Here is an 18,277-nt window from a genome sequence, read left to right as displayed (position 1 = left end):
AAGCCGGTTGCTTGACGCACGTCAGGCGAAAGTTCTTTGAACAATATAAAGTCAATCACCATCCATTAGCCAAACGCGTACTCGACAGTCTCCGCGAACTCTACAAACTCGAACGACTGATAAAAACACGTTCGCCCAAAGACAGACAACGCTGGCGACAGCGCTATGCCAGACCACGGCTGGCTGCCTTACAGGCGTTGTTATCTGCACAACAGCATCAGGTGCCCAGCAACTCGGGGATACACAAAGCCATTATGCACGCCTTAAAGCGCTGGCCTGTGTTAATGACCTATCTCGACGATGGGCGAATACCGATTGACAACAATCATGTGGAAAACTGCATCCGTCCTGTGGCCTTGGGAAGAAAAAATTGGCTGTTTGCCGGTTCACTGCTGGCCGGGCAGCGCATGGCCGGTATCATGAGCCTGCTGCAAACCGCTAAACTCAATGGCATAGAGCCGTTTACCTGGTTGCACTTTGTGTTGACACATCTTCCAACATGGAAAAATAGTCAACTGGACCAACTGCTGCCCCTGCCCGGTAACACCTTCTCCTCATCCACTTAATCTGCTGCTCACCTTAACCGCTTAACATAAACTCGCAAGGTGAGATCGCCGGATGTTTACCGTATTAACCTGTAGTTGCTTTAATTCAGCGCGGTGTACCATGCCGTCTACCTCGTCTAAACGACCGATCGCACTACGGGTGGAACTAAATAGCTGGCGGAATAGTAGATCACTTAAACGGGTCACGTATTCAATGTGTAGATTTGGTTATTGCAGGTAATACTCACGCTCAATGAATGTACCGATAATTTTGTCATGCATTTCTACTGATTTTGAGTATCCGAGAGTCTTGCGATTTAGCCGTTTTAATCGGTTGCGAAGATTCAGATTTTCACGCTCAATTCGTTGTGTATAAAGCTTACCTGTGATGTGATTTTCATTCGGCAGCAGGTCATAAGCGCTGAAGTTATCTGTGCACCAAAAGGCAACATTAAAACCCGATAATAACTTCAATAAGTTACGGAAAGTCTTTTTGCTTCGGCAACCAAAAGCATGGGCAATAATGCGTTTGAGTCGGGGTTCCCATGCATACCACAACCAGCGCTGCTGCTTCTTGTTGCCTACAAATGACCACATTTCATCCACTTCGCAGATGAGCTGTATTTGCAGGTTGTCCAGTGGCAGTGCAGTTACACATCGCGGCGAGAGTTTTTTAACGTGCGCACAACAGCATTGATACTGATATACAACGCCCGTGCGGTATCACGGATACCTGCGTTATTCATAGCGAGGTCAACGATTTGCTCTTTCATACTCGGGAGACAGGCGCGATAAGCGTAATCGAGTTGGAAAGTTCGGCAACACATTTGGCACCGATAACGCTGATGGCCGGCTTTTCCCAGACCGTGTTTTTTAACGAATTCCGTCTGTTTACAAAATGGGCACTTCACATCAACTTTTGCCATTCGATACACTCCGTCAAAAGAGTAATCTTACAACACAATCCACACTTTGGATACTTGACCGGCAGTGCTGGTGACTCATGATGTACAGGATATCCCTCCTGGCGGACAGGTCATCCTATTGGGAGAAAATCACCATGTTTGATCGTTACCTGCTGGAAAAGAGTAAAAAAGCCCGTGAAACCATCGCTGGCAAGTTCCAACGGATGGGAGCGAAAGCCGACCAGATCACCTGGCTGTGGGGTTTGTACTGGGTTTGTGCGCGCCTCTTTTAATTGTTTCACATGCCTACTTTTGGGCACTGTTATTTATCGTCCTGAACCGACTGGCCGATACACTTGATGGCGCACTGGCAAGATTAAACGGCCCAACCGATCGGGGAGCTTTCCTGGACATTACCCTGGATTTTTTATTCTATTCGTCCGTTCCACTGAGTTTTGCGTTTGCCGATCCCGTGAACAATGCCCTCCCAGCCAGCGTTTTGATCTACAGTTTTATTGGAACCGGTTGCAGTTTTCTTGCGTTTGCTGCCATTGCCGAAAAACGCGGTCTTGCCAGCAGCGCTTATCCCAATAAAGGATTTTATTATCTGGGTGGCTTGACGGAGAGCAGTGAAACCCTGTTGCTGTTTGTACTGATGTGCCTGTTTCCTGACAGGTTCTCTTGGCTGGCCTATGGTTTTGCCGCTTTGTGTGCCATCACAACCGCAACAAGAATAATGGCTGGGATCACACTTTTTTCATCTTCGAGGTAAAGCAGTAATCAGACAAACCGTTATGATGGTTATCTTCCTGATCCACTCACGATATCCGCGCTCATCGCTGAGTAGACATCCCCCAAACCGCAGCGCGTTAATACAAAATACGCGTATTAACCTGTGGTTGCTTTAATTCAGCCAGACATACCATGCCCTCTACCTCGTCTAAACAACCGATCGCACTGTGGCTGGAACTAGGCTGTGTCGCTTAACTTCCACGGCACTTTGCGCTAGCGCTGTAGACACTGCGCGCATCAACCACGCCTACGAGGATAGGCTGTTAACCATAGTGGGCTTATTGGTGAGCAGTGCTAGGATCTGTTCGACAACCTGTTGTGGCTTGGCACAAGCATCAACCACATGGTGGGCGGTTGCCTGGTAGAGCGGTTCACGTGCGGTAAGAACTTCCAAGATCTCTTCTGCAATCGGTCGCCCAGTCAGTGTCGGCCGCTGACCCTCCTGTGGCGATGCCGCCAAGCGTTGAGCCAACACGGTAGCCGGAGCCTGTAGGTAAATAACCTGGCCGTGACTGCGCATAAAATGTCGGTTCTCCTCCGCCAGCACAGCCCCTCCGCCAGTGGAGACGATCGTTGATGGGCGTGTCACCGCTTGCAGCGCCAACGTTTCTCGCCGGCGAAAACCAGGCCAACCTTCCTGCTGCACCATTTCTGCTACACTCATCTGAGCCATTTGCTGCATAAATTCATCGGTATCAACGAACTGATAATCGAGCGCCTGTGCCAAGGCACTGCCAATTGTGGTCTTTCCCACCCCACGTGCACCGACCATAAAAATGGTTTGTATCATGATGATTGCCCTTGATACCAAAACCGAGACAGATAACACAACCTGCTATCTGTGCTGGCAAATGAATAGAGAGAACCGTTTGCCCATCATACCTTGTTGGTTTTGTATTTCAATCGTTACGGTAATGTAAATTTAAACATACAGAGAAAAACCCCAAAACCACTGTTGCCGGTGATGAACAATTTTCGAGCTGTCTGCTAAGCAGAAAAGTGACTAAAAGCAAACTAACGGTTGTTTCTAAGCCGTGCTTGATGGAACATAGGCAGCTATCTGTAGCACTTTGTATTTGAGGAAGAGTGACATGAGTGAGGCTCCAGCCCGCCCAACCAATTTTATTCGTCAGATCATTGATGAAGATCTCGCTTCAGGCAAGCACACATCGGTACATACCCGCTTCCCACCAGAGCCGAACGGCTACCTGCATATCGGTCATGCCAAATCGATTTGCCTCAACTTTGGTATTGCGCAAGATTATCAGGGAGAGTGCAACCTGCGTTTTGATGACACTAACCCGGTCAAAGAAGATATGGAGTTTGTCGATTCGATTAAACGTGATGTCGAGTGGCTCGGTTTTTGCTGGAGCGGCGATGTCCGTTACTCCTCTGACTATTTTGATCAGCTCTATCAATATGCCGTTGAACTGATCAATAAAGGGCTGGCTTATGTTGATGAATTGAGCGCAGAGCAAATCCGTGAATATCGCGGTACACTCACCGCACCGGGTAAAGAAAGCCCTTATCGCCATCGTTCGGTTGCGGAAAACCTGGCGTTGTTTAACAAAATGCGTGATGGTGAGTTTGCCGAAGGTGCCGCTTGCCTGCGCGCAAAAATTGATATGGCTTCGCCATTTATCGTGATGCGTGATCCGGTGCTTTATCGGATCAAATTTGCCGAACACCATCAGACTGGTAACAAATGGTGCATCTACCCGATGTATGATTTCACTCACTGCATTTCCGATGCATTAGAAGGGATCACGCATTCGCTATGTACCCTTGAGTTCCAAGATAATCGCCGTCTGTATGACTGGGTGCTGGAAAATATCACTATCCCCTGTCATCCGCGCCAGTATGAGTTTTCTCGCCTGAATCTTGAATACGCGATCATGTCAAAACGCAAGTTGAGCCAACTGGTCACGGAGCAGATCGTTCACGGCTGGGATGATCCGCGTATGCCAACCATCTCTGGTTTACGTCGTCGTGGCTACACCGCAGCTGCCATTCGTGAATTCTGCCTGCGGATCGGTGTTACCAAACAGGACAACAATGTCGAAATGGCTGCGCTGGAGTCCTGCATCCGTGACGATCTGAACGAACATGCTCCGCGTGCAATGGCAGTGCTTGATCCGGTGAAAATCGTCATCGAAAACATGCCTGATGGCACCGAGATCCTCACCGTGCCCAACCACCCTAACAAAGCAGAAATGGGTAGCCGCAGCCTGCCGTTTAGCCGTGAAATCTATATTGATCGTGCTGATTTCCGTGAAGAGGCCAACAAACAGTACAAACGTCTGGTATTGGGTAAAGAGGTGCGCCTGCGTCACGCCTACGTGATCAGAGCAGAGCGGGTGGAAAAAGACGCCGCCGGTGAAATCACTACTATCTTCTGCAGTTACGATCCGGCAACACTCGGTAAAGACCCTGCCGATGGGCGCAAAGTCAAAGGGGTGATCCACTGGGTTTCAGCTGCTGATGCACTGCCAGCCGAAATCCGCCTATATGATCGTCTGTTTAGCGTCGCTAACCCAGCAGCAGCCGATGACTTTCTCGCCACCATCAACCCTGATTCACTGGTGATCAAACAAGGTCTGGTGGAACCTAGCCTAGCCAATGCCCCAGCAGAGCAGGCTTATCAGTTTGAACGCGAAGGTTATTTCTGTGCTGATAGCCGCGATTCCAGTACCGATCGGCTAGTATTTAACCGCACGGTCGGGTTACGTGACACCTGGGCTAAAACCGAAGCCTAACCACGTTGTGGAGCAGCAGTAACCCTCTGCTGCTGTATGGTTAGCAATATTGCCAACGGCCAGTCAATATTGCTGGCCGCCAGCGTTGGTGTTCCGTCGCAACCATCAGCAGCGAGAAGAGTTAACAACGACTTGATAGCAATCACCATTGATATCACTCTTTGGGGCAATATGCCCCGCTATACTGACTGCGACTCTGCTATTCAACATCCCTGATTTGGAGCCAACATAAAGATGTCTGCATTAACTCCCGCCAGTGAAGTGATACTGCGCCATTGTGATGAGTTGCTTGGTCGCCGCATCCTATTTGCCGGTGACCTACAAGATAGTTTGCCGACCCAGTTCGAAGCGCTCGACGTTCACGCGCATACACAGCAATACCATCACTGGCAACTGCTACAGCAAGCAATGCAGCAACGGGCACAATTCGGCCTCACGATAAGCAAACAGACGATCGCAGCCTGCGACACCCTGATCTACTACTGGCCGAAAAGCAAACAGGAAGCACAGTTTCAGCTCGCTGATATTCTTTCGCAGCTACCGCTACAGAGCGAGATCTTCATCGTTGGTGAAAATCGCTGTGGTGTGCGTAGCGCCGAGACCCTGCTACAGGGATACGTACCACTCACTAAAATTGATAGTGCGCGTCGCTGTGGCCTCTATTATGGCCGACTGGTTCAGCAAACCAAATTCTCGCTATCCGACTGGTGGCACAGCTACCCGGTAGCAGAATTGCAGATTAACACCTTACCAGGCGTCTTTAGCCGCGATGCACTCGATGTGGGTAGCGCGCTACTGTTATCAACGTTACAACCTGGTTTGAAAGGCAAGATCCTTGATGTTGGCTGCGGTAGCGGGGTAATCGGTACAGTGTTAGCGAGCCAATCGCCCAAGGTAAAATTGACTCTCAGTGATGTCAATGCCGCCGCCCTGGCTTCCAGCGAAGCGACCCTAGCAGCAAACAACCTGCAAGGTGAGGTATTAACCAGCAATGTCTACTCCAATATTACTGGCTACTTCGACATGATTGTCTCCAACCCACCTTTCCATGATGGCCTTACCACCAGCTTAAGTGCCGCCCAAACGCTGATCAGGGGTGCGGTTAAACATCTCACCATCGGCGGGGAATTGCGCCTGGTCGCCAACGCTTTTCTACCTTACCCAGATATTCTTGATGCCACATTTGGCAACCACGAAGTGCTGGCACAGAATGGACGCTTTAAAGTCTACAAAGCGCGCCGCTCAAGCGGTAGATAGCGGATTGTCATCCAATGCATCGGCTATTTTTTACCCACAAAATGGCTGATGCAACAAATAACCGTTGACCGAACAGTTAAAATCCTTACAATGCGCGCTGTGGTACTTTGGTACGCGAAGGTGGCGGAATTGGTAGACGCGCTAGCTTCAGGTGTTAGTGTCTTACGGACGTGAGGGTTCAAGTCCCTCTCTTCGCACCAACTGCCCACCTGCTCCAATCAGAGTGATACTCACCCACCAGCGTTGTTCAAACCATCACTGTTTCAGCTCAGATACTGCTTAACACTGTCGATTGCTGTTTCGTCACCCAATACTGACACCAACCCAATTGATTGCCAGCAACCTCGCCTGCTCTGCTACTCACCGAATAGAGACCGCCAATTATCAACAGGCGCAAAGATAGCCTACGGTTCCTCTCTATGGGCAACAGCGAGCAATAGCGTTAAAAAACAGGGGATAGCATAAATCAAACCGCCAATTTGCGTCGCCAGCGTCTGTTTCGATTGCCAGGCAAGAAAATAGTCACCCGCAATCACGGCGAAACCAACGCCCCATACCAACACCGCGAGCGTACAAGAGATAATCAGCCACGCTTTGGCACGTTGAAAATCCGCATAAGGGGCGCTGATAGTACGGATCAACTTCACCAACGCAATCAGCCCCAATACCCCAGCCAGCGTTTCAACGGTGGTAATCAAACCGAGCGCAACTTTCGCCACCCATAACGACTCAATCGCCCGCCATGTTTGTGCTGGATTGCCATAGGTATCTGTCATCGCCAACATCGGCTGCACCGCATACTGTACTGTGCCGGCAAAACCTGACGTATTATTTAACAACGCAAGCAACCCCCACAAAGTGGGGAATAGCGCCATGGCAATAATCGCTAATCGCTGGCTTTTTTTATAACAAAGCATTAAACACCTCGATGGTTAATAACGTGATCCATCAAGCAGCCTAGTTAACAGAAAGAGAAAGTGCAACTTCAGCAGTCAAGCTGTATGGTAGCTTGCGCTGATTTTAATTCGACTCACTGCGCATTGCGGTATAACTGCACTACACTAGTTAGCGATAAACGCCCACCCTACAGTTATGTTTAGGATGAAACACAATTGTTGAAGACGCTATTCTCAATATTATGGCTGGCAGTGATGATCACCCCAATGGCAACAGCCAGCCAAACCGGCAAAGCATCACTGACTACCCGGTTGGTCGATCACTATTCTGAACGTATTTTCCGCGATAGTGCTGCGGTTGGTATGGTCTTGGTGGTGATTGACAATCATCAGGTATTGAGCCGTAGTTTAGGCACTACTAAACCGGGTCTGCAACAGCGTCCCAGACTGGATTCACTGATCCGCATAGCTTCTATCACCAAGTTGATGACCAGTGAAGTGATGGTAAAAATGGCGCGCGAAGGGAAAATCAAGCTGACTGATCCGCTCTACAAATATGCACCTCGCGGCACGCCAACACCGGCACATCAACGACAACGCCCGATTACGCTGCTCAATCTAGCAACACATACCAGTGCGTTACCACGCGAACATCCCGGCAGAAAACCGACCGGCACTGCCGTATTCACTTGGCCAACGAAGACCGAACGCTGGCAGTGGTTAGCACGCACGCGCCTGAACACACCACCGGGCAGGAAAGCGATCTACTCTAACCTCGCTTACGATCTATTGGCTGATGCGCTGGCACGTGCCGCCGGAAAACCCTACAGCAAGTTGCTGTATGAAAAAGTGACCGCCCCGTTAGGTATGGTAGACACCACCCTGCAACCCACAGCGGAACAGTGCGCACGATTGATGATCGCAGAAGTGCGGCCAAGCGAATGTCGCGCTACCCTAGCCGCAGCCGGTAGCGGTGGCATTTACTCTACCCCGCGCGATATTCTGCACTGGATGCAGCATTTTCTTATCACTGATCGCAAACAATCGCGCAAACCCACTGCGAAACAGGAACAGAGAATGTATTTCCAGCGCGATGACCTACTATCACTGATCGGCATGGATGTACCTGGTGAAGCGGCAGCAGTGGGATTAGGCTGGGTCTATCTGGCGCCTAAGCATGGTATGCCGGGGATCATGCAAAAAACCGGTGGGGGTGGCGGATTTATTACCTACCTCGCGATGGTACCGGAAAAGAACATTGCCGCCTTCGTGGTGGTGACCCGCTCATCCAGTACTAAATTTACCCGTATGAGCGATCCAGTGAACCAGTTGCTTGCTGATTTGGTCGCGAAGAGGGACAACATCCCCAAGTTATTGTTCAGTAAAAATGTACAATAACCCCATCATCAATCTCAATTAACTGTGCTATTTTGCTGCTATCAAATTGGCTGATAATGCAAAATGACCGGTTATGTTAGTCAGATTGTCCCGCATTGATTACCATCACTATCCCGTTAAACGCCAAATCGCGCACAATCAAATTCGCTAAGTTAGATTAAGCTTGCTAATATTTAATCCAGCAAAGTTGGTTATCATAATCGCATGAATTTTGGCTCTGCTCACACCAGGGAACAACACCCAAAACAAAAAACTGTCGAATGGCATAAAGATGTCAACGTTATACCACGCTGGCTTGCTGGGCTACGGATTGCAATGTCAATTCAGTGAACACCCTGTATGGTATCGAACATAAACCATAACGTTACCTATCAGTGTAATAATTTTGACATGTAGTCACCGTATATTCTGTCGCGTCTACCCTATTTGATGCGAGGAAAGCTCATGTTAGACCGTTTATACACCGTACTCTTCACTCTGTTATCGCTGTTGTTTACGCCATTCGTCTCAGCCACCGATAAATCCATCACGCAACCACCGATAACGATAACTAATGTTATTGTTATGATCCCTGATGGAATGAGTGTTAGCGGCACGACATTAGCACGTCTATTTAAAGGTCAGCCGTTAGCGTTAGACCCACTGGCGAGCGGAATGATGATCACATGGAGCGGTGACGGCACCATCGCCGACTCTGCTCCAGCGGGTTCGGCCATCGCCACAGGCTGGAAATCACAGAGTGGTAATATTGCCAGCATCGGCAAACACTATGCTTGGCCGAATACCCGTCACCCCAAACAGGGAGAAGCGTTACGCCCAGTCGCCACCTTGCTGGAAGCCGCCAAGCTGAGTGGACGCGCAACGGGCATTGTCGCGACCAGTGAATTTATGCACGCCACCCCGGCTGACTTCACCGCACACGACGCCTCACGCAAAAATTACGATAATCTCAGTGAACAAATGGTCTATAACCACCTTGATGTGATATTGGGTGGCGGTATTAAATATCTTAAGCCAGAGTCTCGGGCTGATAAGGAAGATCTCGCTGCGATCCTCCGCGCACGTGGCTACACCCTAGTGAGTAATACTGCACAGTTAAAACAGTTTTCAGGTAGTAAATTAGTCGGTTTATTCGGTAAAACGGATCAGCACACCGCACTCTCTTACGATCTCGATCGTGATCCTATCCGCGAACCCTCGTTGGCCGAAATGACACACAAAGCGATTGAAGTACTCTCCAAACAACCGACAGGCTTTTTCCTGCTGGTTGAAGGTTCGAAAGTCGATTGGGCTGCACACGCTAACGATCCTGTAGGTATTGTCAGCGAAATATTAGCGTTCGATCAGGCAGTCAACGTCGCGGTCGATTATGCAAAACGTGCGGGTAATACGCTGGTCATCGCCGTTGCCGATCACGCTAATTCCGGCCTCTCAATTGGCGATCGCAACACCAGCAACCGCTATGACAAAACCCCTTGGCACCACTTCACTGCCCCACTCAAGAGAGCCAAAGTGACCGGCGAAGGCTTTGAAGCTTTGCTCCCTGAAAACTGGCAGCAGCGTGATAACCCACAGATCAGAAGCATCATCGTCAACCTGGCCCAGCAATCGCTGGGTATCGACAATCTCACCGAGCAAGAGATCGCCACAATCCTACAGGCAAAAAGCGGCGCGATGAATTATGCTATCGGCCCGATTATTGCCAAACGAGCTAACCTGGGTTTCACCACCAACGGGCATACCGGTGAAGATACGGTGTTATACCGCTACGATCCTCGCCACCAGTCATTAAGCGGTGTGGTAGATAACACTGAAGTTGCTGCCTTTATCGCCAAAGCCATGCAGGTCGATCTTGATGCCAGCACCAATTATCTATTTCAAGACGCAGTGAACGCTTTTACTGCTAAAGGTGCTACGGTGCGTGAAGATCGCTCTGACAGTGAAAATCCGGTACTCGAGGTCATAAAAGGCAGCCAAACGCTGCGCATTCCACGCAATAAAAGCATTGCTTGGCTGAATGGTGTTGAGGTGCCTTCTGCTGGGGTGACGGTATACAACGGCTCCCGCTGGTTTATTGCCAGTAATTTAGTTGAAAAAATCCACTAACTGCGCGATCACACGATAGCGTTAACTGACAAATCTATCGTGTGCCCACTTTTCATATCGCAACAAAATAACTCCGCTTATACTGCAAACAGCTAGCAATATTTTTTGTCCGAAATCAACAAAAGACAATATATAGTACTTTTTTGGATATTATTGACTATATATAGTATCGGTAACACACACTATAACCCCTTCTAACTCAACGCCCAGCACCGCCTCAAATGCGCTGCTGGCGCGCTGTCGGCAACCAGAACCTTCTGCTCACTGCGGAAGGAAACAGGAGCAATAATGTGAAACCGGTGGTGATTAAACGCGACGGCTGCCAAGTCTGTTTTGATGAACAGCGTATCCGCCTGGCTGTTGAACGTGCGGCAGTAGCTGCTGAAGTTAACGATGCTGAATATTGCATCCAGGTGGCGCAACGGGTCGCTCAACAAGTGGCACATCTGTCCCAGATCGATATTCACGACATCCAGCAACGGGTAGAGAATCAATTAATGGCTGGTCCATACAAACAGCTAGCACGCACCTATATTGAATATCGTCACGATCGTGATCTAGCGCGTGAACTGCGTGGCCGTTTAAACCAAGAGATCCGAGGATTGGTTGAACAGAGCAACATGACGCTGTTAAACGAGAACGCCAACAAAGACAGCAAAGTTATCCCTACCCAACGCGATCTACTGGCCGGCATTGTCGCCAAACACTACGCCAAACAGCATATTTTACCGCGTGATATCGTGCTGGCACATGAACGCGGCGAGATCCACTACCACGATCTCGACTATTCGCCCTTTTTCCCGATGTTTAACTGCATGTTGATCGACCTGAAAGGCATGTTGACCAATGGGTTCAAAATGGGCAACGCAGAAATTGAACCGCCGAAGTCGATCTCTACTGCGACTGCGGTAACCGCACAAATCATCGCCCAGGTTGCCAGTCATATTTATGGCGGTACCACCATTAACGCAATTGATGAAATTCTGGCTCCTTTTGTCACCGCCAGCTTCAATAAACATCGCAACATTGCGCAACAGTGGCAGATCAACGACATTGAAGGCTATGCACACCAACGCACCGAAAAAGAGTGCTACGATGCATTCCAGTCGCTGGAATACGAAGTGAACACACTACACACCGCCAATGGTCAGACACCCTTTGTCACCTTCGGTTTTGGCCTTGGCACCAGTTGGCAGTCACGGCTGATCCAGCAATCAATTCTGAAAAATCGCCTGGCGGGCTTAGGCAAAAATCATAAAACTGCGGTATTCCCGAAACTGGTTTTTGCCATCCGCGAAGGTATCAACCGCAAAGCAGGGGATATTAATTACGACATCAAACAACTGGCACTGAGCTGTGCCAGCAAACGCATGTACCCCGACATTCTCAATTATGACCAAGTGGTCAAAGTCACTGGATCATTCAAAACGCCAATGGGATGCCGTAGCTTTCTAAGTTGCTATGAAGAGAACGGCGAACAGATCCACGATGGTCGTAACAATATTGGTGTCATCAGCATTAATTTGCCGCGTATCGCGCTGGAAGCGCAACATGATGAAGCACACTTTTGGTCACTGCTCGATCAACGCCTGCAACTGGCGAAAAGGGCGCTAATGACACGTATTGCCCGGCTAGAGGGAATTAAAGCGCGGGTCGCGCCGATCCTCTATATGGAAGGTGCTTGTGGTGTAAGGCTAAACGCCGACGACAACATTGCCGAAATCTTCAAACATGGGCGAGCTTCAATTTCACTCGGCTATATCGGTGTACATGAAGCGATCAACGCACTGTTTGGTAATCATCGCCATCTCTATGACGATCCACAGCGCAGAGCCAAAGCGATTGCCATCGTGCAACATCTGCGAGCAGCGACTGAGCGCTGGAAAGCCGAAACGGGCTACGGCTTCAGCCTCTACAGCACCCCCAGTGAAAATCTCTGTGACCGTTTCTGCCGGTTAGACACCAACGAATTTGGCGTCATTGAAGGGGTTACCGACAAAGGCTACTACACCAACAGCTTCCACCTCGATGTTGAAAAAAGCGTCAACCCCTACGACAAACTCGACTTTGAAGCGCCCTATCCACCGATAGCTAACGGCGGTTTTATCTGCTACGGCGAATACCCAAATCTACAACACAATCTGCAAGCGCTGGAAGATGTCTGGGATTACAGCTACAGCCGTGTCCCCTATTACGGCACCAACACACCGATCGACGAGTGTTACCAGTGCGGCTACAGTGGTGAGTTCTGCTGCACCAGCAAGGGATTTACCTGCCCGAAATGTGGTAATCATGACGCAGCGAAAGTCTCTGTCACTCGTCGCGTCTGTGGTTACTTGGGTAGCCCCGATGCACGCCCGTTCAATGCAGGCAAACAGGAAGAGGTCAAACGACGGGTAAAACATCTGCAACTGGCACCAGACAGCCACATCAACACTGATGAAGGATACGAACAATGAATTACCAGCAATATTACCCGGTTGATGTGGTTAACGGCCCGGGAACACGCTGCACACTGTTTGTCTCTGGTTGTGAGCATCACTGCCCTGGCTGCTATAACCAAAAAACCTGGCGACCCGACTCAGGGTTAACCTTCGGCCCCGAGATGGAAGATCAAATTATTGCTGATTTGAGTGATCAACGCATCCGCCGCCAAGGGCTATCGCTCTCTGGGGGGGATCCGCTGCATCCTGCCAACCTCACAGCGATATTGCGACTGCTACGGCGCGTACGCCACCAATGCCCGGATAAAGACATCTGGCTATGGAGTGGTTATCAACTGGCTGAACTTAATCAACATCAGCAGCAAGTGATCGCACTGGTCGATGTGCTGATCGACGGCAAATTCATACGCGCACTGGCTGATCCCGCGCTAATATGGCGCGGTAGCCGCAATCAACAGATCCATCAATTACGTCAACGCACCGACAGGCGTAACAACACACTGACGCCATGCCCCATAAATTAACCCAGTCAGCTAACCGCACTACCGACTGGTGCAGATCTCACTGCGCCAGCCGGTTCCGGTATTAGCGCACAACACGTTTAAACGTATCGTCATACTTTGTGCGTAGCAGGAAAAAAACAGTTCCCATTTATCCCCCTCACTGCTTTAATCTGACAATCTTATTTAACCGATTGCTTCAGAACAGGGAACGTGAACATGCGCACTCAAGCCAGTGGATTGCAATTCACCCTCAGCGCCGGCGGCCAACCGGCTGGCACCTTCGCGGTGGTCGATTTTACCCTGCACGAACACGACTCCTCGCTGTTTGAACTGGAACTTAACCTCGCCAGCCGTAACCCGGCAGTTGATTTTGATGCGGTGCTCGATCGCGGTGCCACACTCTCAGTCTGGCACGACGGCGTGCTACAACGCGCGGTTTCCGGCATTGTCACCTGCTTTCAACAGGGCGACACCGGCTTCCAGCAAACCCGCTACCGCATGTCCGTGCGCCCCAGCCTGTGGCGCTTAGGCTTACGCCGCAACTCACGCATCTTTCAGCTTGAAACCATCGAACAGATCATCAGCACACTGCTGCGTGAAGCGCAAATCGTCGACTACGCCTTCGGCCTGCGCCACCCGCACCCGGCACGCGAATTCTGCGTGCAGTATCAAGAGAGTGACCTCACGTTTATCCAGCGCCTGGCCGCCGAAGAGGGCATCTTCTTCTATTTTGAGTTCAACCAGGGCCGCCACACCGTGGTGTTTGCCGATGACAGCGGCATCATCCGGAAAAAAGCCAGCCTGCCCTACAACCCGAACGTCGCGGCACAAGCCAACGAGCTGTGCGTCAACAGCCTGATTTGTAGCGCTCAAGTGCGCCCGGCGGAGGTGCAACTGAAAGATTACACCTTCAAAAACCCACGCTGGGATGCGACATTCACCCAACAGGCCAGCGGTGAAATCGCTCAGCGTCGCAGCTACCAACAGTTTGATTTTCCCGGTCGCTTCAAAGATCAGCAACACGGCAAAGATTTCACCCGCTACCGGCTGGAGGCGCTGCGCAACGACGCCCGTTTGGGGCGCGGCCACAGCAACGACTTCCGCCTGCAACCCGGCATTCTCCTGACGCTGAGCCAGCACCCGCGCGCCGACCTGAACTGCGCCTGGCAACTGATCGCCACCCGCCACAGCGGCCAACAGCCGCAAGCCATGGAACAAGAAGCCGGCGAGCAAGGCACCCACCTGAATACCGAGTTCCAATTTATCCCGCGTAGCCAAACCTGGCGGCCAACGCCACTGCCGAAACCGGTCATCGACGGGCCACATCTGGCCAACGTGGTTGGCCCCGGCAACGAAGAGATCTTCTGCGATGAACATGGCCGCATCCGCGTACAGTTCCGCTGGGATCGCTACGGCAACAGCGACGACCACAGCTCATGCTGGATCCGCGTCAGCCAGCCGTGGGCAGGACAAGGCTGGGGCATGATCGCCATCCCGCGCGTCGGCCAGGAAGTGGTGATCCACTTTCTGCACGGCGACCCGGATCAACCGATAGTGACTGGGCGTACCTATCACGCGGTCAACCGCGCGGCGCTGAAACTGCCGATGGCGAAAACCCAGATGGTATTGCGCAGCAAAACCCACAAAGGCGAAGGCTACAACGAACTGCGTTTTGAAGATGCCAAAGGCAGGGAAGGCCTGTTCCTGCGCGCCCAGCGCGACATGACCACCCAAGTGCTGAACAACCGCGTCAGCGAAGTCGGCGCTAACCACATCGAAACGGTGCAACAAAATCAGCAGATTGAGATTGGCCAACATTATCACTTCACCGCGCACGGCAACCACACCCTGACGGTTCAGGGCGATCAACACACCAAGATCAACGGCCAACAGCAACGCACGGTACAACAGGTGCTGGAACTGGCCTCGGCGCGTGGCATTCGACTGGAGAGCGGCGCATCGGCACTGGAACTGCACGCCGATGGGCGTATCAGCCTACACGGCAAAAACTTCAACCTCTACGCCACACACAACGGCCAGATCACCGCCAGCCAAGCGCTCGATCTCAACGATGAACAGCAGCTTGCCGAAGCCAGCCAGTGGATAAAAAATGCGTTTGCTGGCAAGCCATTAACGGTCGAAACCGGCGCCAATATCACACCGGAAGCGGCCGCCACGGCAAACACCACAACGGACGGCGAGCACAACCGCACTGAACCGGCACTGAGCACACTCAACAGCGCAGCGGTGGGGCGATTACTGGCCGCCGGAGCGCTGTATCACCAAAACCCAGAGACCTTTGCCACTATCGCCGAACAGTTGGGCGGCGAAGCGCTAAACGCCTATCACGCTGATTACCAAGATCCGAGTTCGAAAGAGTTAATCGGCCAGCTCTCAACCTTGACCGATTTTGTCCCAGTGGTCGGTGATATTAAGGGCTTTGCCGAAGCGGAAGACACACTCGATTTTCTCGCCGCCGCCATCGGCGTGATCCCGGTTGTCGGCGACGTCGCTGGCAAAGCGCTGAAAGCAGCGAAACAAGCACTGAAAAAAGGCGATGTCGCCGGGGCGGCGAAGTTGGTTAATCAGGCCAGCGAGGAGGTTTCGGCATATAACGCAGCGACCTATGCTGGCTTGAAGTTAGATCTGAAAACCACTGAGGCGGCAAATCAAGTTGTGGAAAGTTTGCGCACGACTGGAGAATTACCTTCCAATTATTTAAGTAAGTCTCAGGCAATTAGTAATGGTTGGAAAAAAGGAAAAGCACTAAATAACACCGTACCAGGTGGGCAATTAGGAGGGGATGTGTTTGCAAACTCAAATAATGTCTTACCTTCAGCTCATAGCAGGATCTGGCGTGAAGCAGATATAGGGTTAGATAATACGATGTCAAGGAGTAATCAGCCTGGCACTCGGCTATTATATTCAAATGATGGTTTACTCTATATCACTATTGATCACTACGAAACTGTAACTCCTATAGGCAGATGGAAATGAATAAAAACACGGTTATTATAGATGGTTTGTATATAAATACAGAATCTGATTTTCATAGAATATTATCAGAGCGATTAGATTTTGGTTCATATTATGGGGCAAATTTAGACGCTTTGTGGGATCGTTTGAGCAATGACGTTGAGAGACCAGTGAAGCTGGTATGGGTAAACTCTAAATTGTCTGAGCAACGCTTAGGTGACACATTCTTTAAGATTATAAATATATTAGAACGAGTTAAAGTGGAAGATATTCAATTTAACCTTGATGATAAATTTGAATATGTTTTGAAATAATAAAATTCATCTCGATGTTGGGCTAGATACACCTCGACTCTAGCAAGGCAATCGCGTGAATGTGGTAATTTTGACTAGCCTAGTCAGTATATAGTGACATGTGGCCAGTTTATGACTATTCCTGTTCATTTTTTTATCTAGCCTGACCTGTTTTGTATATATTTATTGCTCAATAAACATTCATGCGTTTGACCCAGTAGCAGGCGATATTAAAGGCTTTACCGAAGCGGAAGACACACTCGATTTTCTCGCCGCCGCCATCGGTGTGATCCCAGTCGTCGGCGACGTCGCTGGCAAAGCGCTGAAAGCAGCGAAACACGCGTTGAAAAAAGGCGATGTCGCTGGGGCGTCGAAGTTGATTAATCAGGCTAGCGAGGAAATTGCTGCTGTTGTTAATACAGGAAATGCCGTTGATCTCAAAGAGGTCAATCGACTGAAATATGATCCTCATTCAGGTAAGAATAAATTAGCTGAGGGTTCTGCTGCTACTGAGTTACAGAATATTATGGGAGGAAGGTTAGAACGTGTTGATTCTGACATAAGCGGTGCTGATTTTATATTTACTAGTGGTCCGAATAAAGGAAAAACTGTTGATTTTATGTTTACAACAGCTAAAGGAGCAGAGAAGGAAATTGAGGGGATGAATAAGTTTTTCAATAACAATTGGGATAGGAACATGGAACAGTTACATGCCCATATAAGTAAATCTGATATAGTTCCGTTGGATTTTAGAAATCTTAGCACTGAAAATCAATTAAGATTAATAAGTTATATCAACATGTTACCGCCTGTAGATAGGGCTAAAATAGTTATTGTGAGGTGAGTATGGCTGGCTTTCTTTATTTTTCAAAAAAGAATGGTGTGTCATTGGGTTCTTCAGCGATAGACATTATTGCTGACTATTTACGCCCTTATATCACTCAAGTGAGCAAAGAGACGATGGAGGAAATTTATGAGAGTTATGATCTATATGATCAAACATTAGATTTTTCTAAATTGTCTAAAACTGTCTATATGCAATGTTATGAGCAGGTACAGAAAGCTATAGAGGTTGATCTTAAGACTAACCCAGTGGTAAATGGTCTTCCTCAGCATTGGATATTCAAAGCTTGGTTCGACGAGATAAAACCGAAAATGCAGGCCTCACCATTATATGATCCTGACATGCTTTAAAATGATGTGTAACTCAAAACCCCGGCTATGCTGGGGGGGTTGTTTTTAGGGTTTATGTTACTCCGTTACTACCAATCGTTCTGGATAAGAGCCCATCTCAATAGGAATTACTGTATAATACATCATGATCATTTCTGAGGGTGAATTATGGCAAATAGCAAGTGGCAGATTAGCGATGAACTGTGGGAAAAGATGGCACCACTGATCCCGGA

At 49.7% G+C, this 18,277-nt stretch carries 15 protein-coding genes, 1 tRNA gene and 1 pseudogene; 13 read left to right on the top strand and 4 right to left on the bottom strand.

Translation table 11 applies throughout. From position 1 onward, the window contains the following. The coding region (tnpC, locus tag EOJ37_RS12740; RefSeq protein WP_127960283.1) for an IS66 family transposase at positions 1 to 566 on the top strand (566 nt) is incomplete at its 5' end. Between the two features lie 207 nt (positions 567 to 773). Here the strand turns inward: tnpC and EOJ37_RS12735 are convergent. Beyond that, a protein-coding gene (locus EOJ37_RS12735) for an IS1 family transposase (RefSeq protein WP_127960282.1) occupies positions 774 to 1,471 on the bottom strand; the annotation gives its coding sequence in 2 pieces (ribosomal slippage) (positions 774 to 1,222 and positions 1,222 to 1,471; 699 coding nt in all). Between the two features lie 134 nt (positions 1,472 to 1,605). Between EOJ37_RS12735 and EOJ37_RS12730 the strand changes: the two are divergent. Further along, a pseudogene (locus EOJ37_RS12730) lies at positions 1,606 to 2,222 on the top strand (CDP-alcohol phosphatidyltransferase family protein). A gap of 267 nt (positions 2,223 to 2,489) precedes the next feature. Here EOJ37_RS12730 and aroL read toward each other — a convergent pair. Further along, entirely contained in the window at positions 2,490 to 3,032 is a 543-nt protein-coding gene (aroL, locus tag EOJ37_RS12725) for a shikimate kinase AroL (protein ID WP_127960281.1), read from the bottom strand. A gap of 301 nt (positions 3,033 to 3,333) precedes the next feature. Between aroL and glnS the strand changes: the two genes are divergently transcribed. Beyond that, positions 3,334 to 4,998 carry a glutamine--tRNA ligase gene (gene glnS / locus EOJ37_RS12720; protein ID WP_127960280.1) on the top strand — a complete coding sequence of 555 codons (1,665 nt, stop codon included), beginning with the start codon at positions 3,334 to 3,336 and terminating at the stop codon, positions 4,996 to 4,998. Here glnS and EOJ37_RS14450 read toward each other — a convergent pair. Further along, the gene (locus EOJ37_RS14450) at positions 4,995 to 5,147 is read right to left on the bottom strand and encodes a hypothetical protein (protein ID WP_155522502.1); all 153 of its coding nucleotides are present in this window, start codon (positions 5,145 to 5,147) and stop codon (positions 4,995 to 4,997) included. The genes glnS and EOJ37_RS14450 overlap by 4 nt on opposite strands. A gap of 85 nt (positions 5,148 to 5,232) precedes the next feature. Between EOJ37_RS14450 and rsmC the strand changes: the two genes are divergently transcribed. Together rsmC and EOJ37_RS12710 are read left to right on the top strand one after the other, a co-directional pair. After that, positions 5,233 to 6,255 (top strand): 16S rRNA (guanine(1207)-N(2))-methyltransferase RsmC, encoded by a 1,023-nt coding sequence (gene rsmC / locus EOJ37_RS12715; RefSeq protein ID WP_127960279.1) that lies wholly within the window; start codon positions 5,233 to 5,235, stop codon positions 6,253 to 6,255. 114 nt (positions 6,256 to 6,369) lie between these two features. Next, a tRNA-Leu gene (locus tag EOJ37_RS12710) sits at positions 6,370 to 6,455 on the top strand. Positions 6,456 to 6,659: 204 nt separating this feature from the next. Here the strand turns inward: EOJ37_RS12710 and EOJ37_RS12705 are convergent. Beyond that, positions 6,660 to 7,172, bottom strand: a complete 513-nt coding sequence (locus EOJ37_RS12705; RefSeq protein ID WP_127960278.1) for a DUF2165 family protein — start codon at positions 7,170 to 7,172, stop codon at positions 6,660 to 6,662. 198 nt (positions 7,173 to 7,370) lie between these two features. Between EOJ37_RS12705 and ampH the strand changes: the two genes are divergently transcribed. The 8 genes from ampH (at position 7,371) to EOJ37_RS12665 (ending at position 18,065) form a co-directional block, all read left to right on the top strand. Continuing rightward, positions 7,371 to 8,549, top strand: coding sequence for a D-alanyl-D-alanine-carboxypeptidase/endopeptidase AmpH (gene ampH / locus EOJ37_RS12700; protein ID WP_127960284.1), 1,179 nt, complete (start codon positions 7,371 to 7,373; stop codon positions 8,547 to 8,549). Between the two features lie 444 nt (positions 8,550 to 8,993). Continuing rightward, the gene (locus EOJ37_RS12695; RefSeq protein WP_162473702.1) at positions 8,994 to 10,655 is read left to right on the top strand and encodes an alkaline phosphatase; all 1,662 of its coding nucleotides are present in this window, start codon (positions 8,994 to 8,996) and stop codon (positions 10,653 to 10,655) included. Between the two features lie 290 nt (positions 10,656 to 10,945). Next, the gene (gene nrdD, locus EOJ37_RS12690; protein ID WP_127960276.1) at positions 10,946 to 13,114 is read left to right on the top strand and encodes an anaerobic ribonucleoside-triphosphate reductase; all 2,169 of its coding nucleotides are present in this window, start codon (positions 10,946 to 10,948) and stop codon (positions 13,112 to 13,114) included. After that, the gene (gene nrdG / locus EOJ37_RS12685) at positions 13,111 to 13,623 is read left to right on the top strand and encodes an anaerobic ribonucleoside-triphosphate reductase-activating protein (RefSeq protein ID WP_127960275.1); all 513 of its coding nucleotides are present in this window, start codon (positions 13,111 to 13,113) and stop codon (positions 13,621 to 13,623) included. Before nrdD ends, nrdG begins: the two co-directional genes overlap by 4 nt. Before the next feature lie 195 nt (positions 13,624 to 13,818). After that, positions 13,819 to 16,599, top strand: a complete 2,781-nt coding sequence (gene tssI, locus EOJ37_RS15105; RefSeq protein ID WP_127960274.1) for a type VI secretion system tip protein TssI/VgrG — start codon at positions 13,819 to 13,821, stop codon at positions 16,597 to 16,599. Next, positions 16,596 to 16,892, top strand: a complete 297-nt coding sequence (locus tag EOJ37_RS12675) for a barstar family protein (RefSeq protein ID WP_127960273.1) — start codon at positions 16,596 to 16,598, stop codon at positions 16,890 to 16,892. The genes tssI and EOJ37_RS12675 overlap by 4 nt, the downstream gene beginning before the upstream one ends. Positions 16,893 to 17,214: 322 nt before the next feature. After that, entirely contained in the window at positions 17,215 to 17,715 is a 501-nt protein-coding gene (locus EOJ37_RS12670; protein WP_127960272.1) for a PilZ domain-containing protein, read from the top strand. Between the two features lie 2 nt (positions 17,716 to 17,717). Further along, positions 17,718 to 18,065, top strand: a complete 348-nt coding sequence (locus EOJ37_RS12665; protein ID WP_127960271.1) for a hypothetical protein — start codon at positions 17,718 to 17,720, stop codon at positions 18,063 to 18,065. Positions 18,066 to 18,277: the final 212 nt, after the last annotated feature.

It is taken from the genome of Serratia microhaemolytica (genome assembly GCF_004011885.1).
GTDB lineage: Bacteria > Pseudomonadota > Gammaproteobacteria > Enterobacterales > Enterobacteriaceae > Serratia_G > Serratia_G microhaemolytica.
Note: the sequence above shows the minus strand (reverse complement) of the source record. Positions and strands in the feature narration are given on the sequence as shown.

Bases quoted from the DNA above. Each gene is read 5' to 3' on its own strand.
- nrdG (WP_127960275.1), top strand. From the start codon at position 13,111: ATGAATTACCAGCAATATTACCCGGTTGATGTGGTTAACGGCCCGGGA.
- EOJ37_RS12695 (WP_162473702.1), top strand. From the start codon at position 8,994: ATGTTAGACCGTTTATACACCGTACTCTTCACTCTGTTATCGCTGTTG.
- EOJ37_RS12675 (WP_127960273.1), top strand. From the start codon at position 16,596: ATGAATAAAAACACGGTTATTATAGATGGTTTGTATATAAATACAGAA.
- EOJ37_RS14450 (WP_155522502.1), bottom strand. From the start codon at position 5,147: ATGGTGATTGCTATCAAGTCGTTGTTAACTCTTCTCGCTGCTGATGGT.
- EOJ37_RS12665 (WP_127960271.1), top strand. From the start codon at position 17,718: ATGGCTGGCTTTCTTTATTTTTCAAAAAAGAATGGTGTGTCATTGGGT.
- rsmC (WP_127960279.1), top strand. From the start codon at position 5,233: ATGTCTGCATTAACTCCCGCCAGTGAAGTGATACTGCGCCATTGTGAT.
- glnS (WP_127960280.1), top strand. From the start codon at position 3,334: ATGAGTGAGGCTCCAGCCCGCCCAACCAATTTTATTCGTCAGATCATT.
- aroL (WP_127960281.1), bottom strand. From the start codon at position 3,032: ATGATACAAACCATTTTTATGGTCGGTGCACGTGGGGTGGGAAAGACC.
- tssI (WP_127960274.1), top strand. From the start codon at position 13,819: ATGCGCACTCAAGCCAGTGGATTGCAATTCACCCTCAGCGCCGGCGGC.
- EOJ37_RS12705 (WP_127960278.1), bottom strand. From the start codon at position 7,172: ATGCTTTGTTATAAAAAAAGCCAGCGATTAGCGATTATTGCCATGGCG.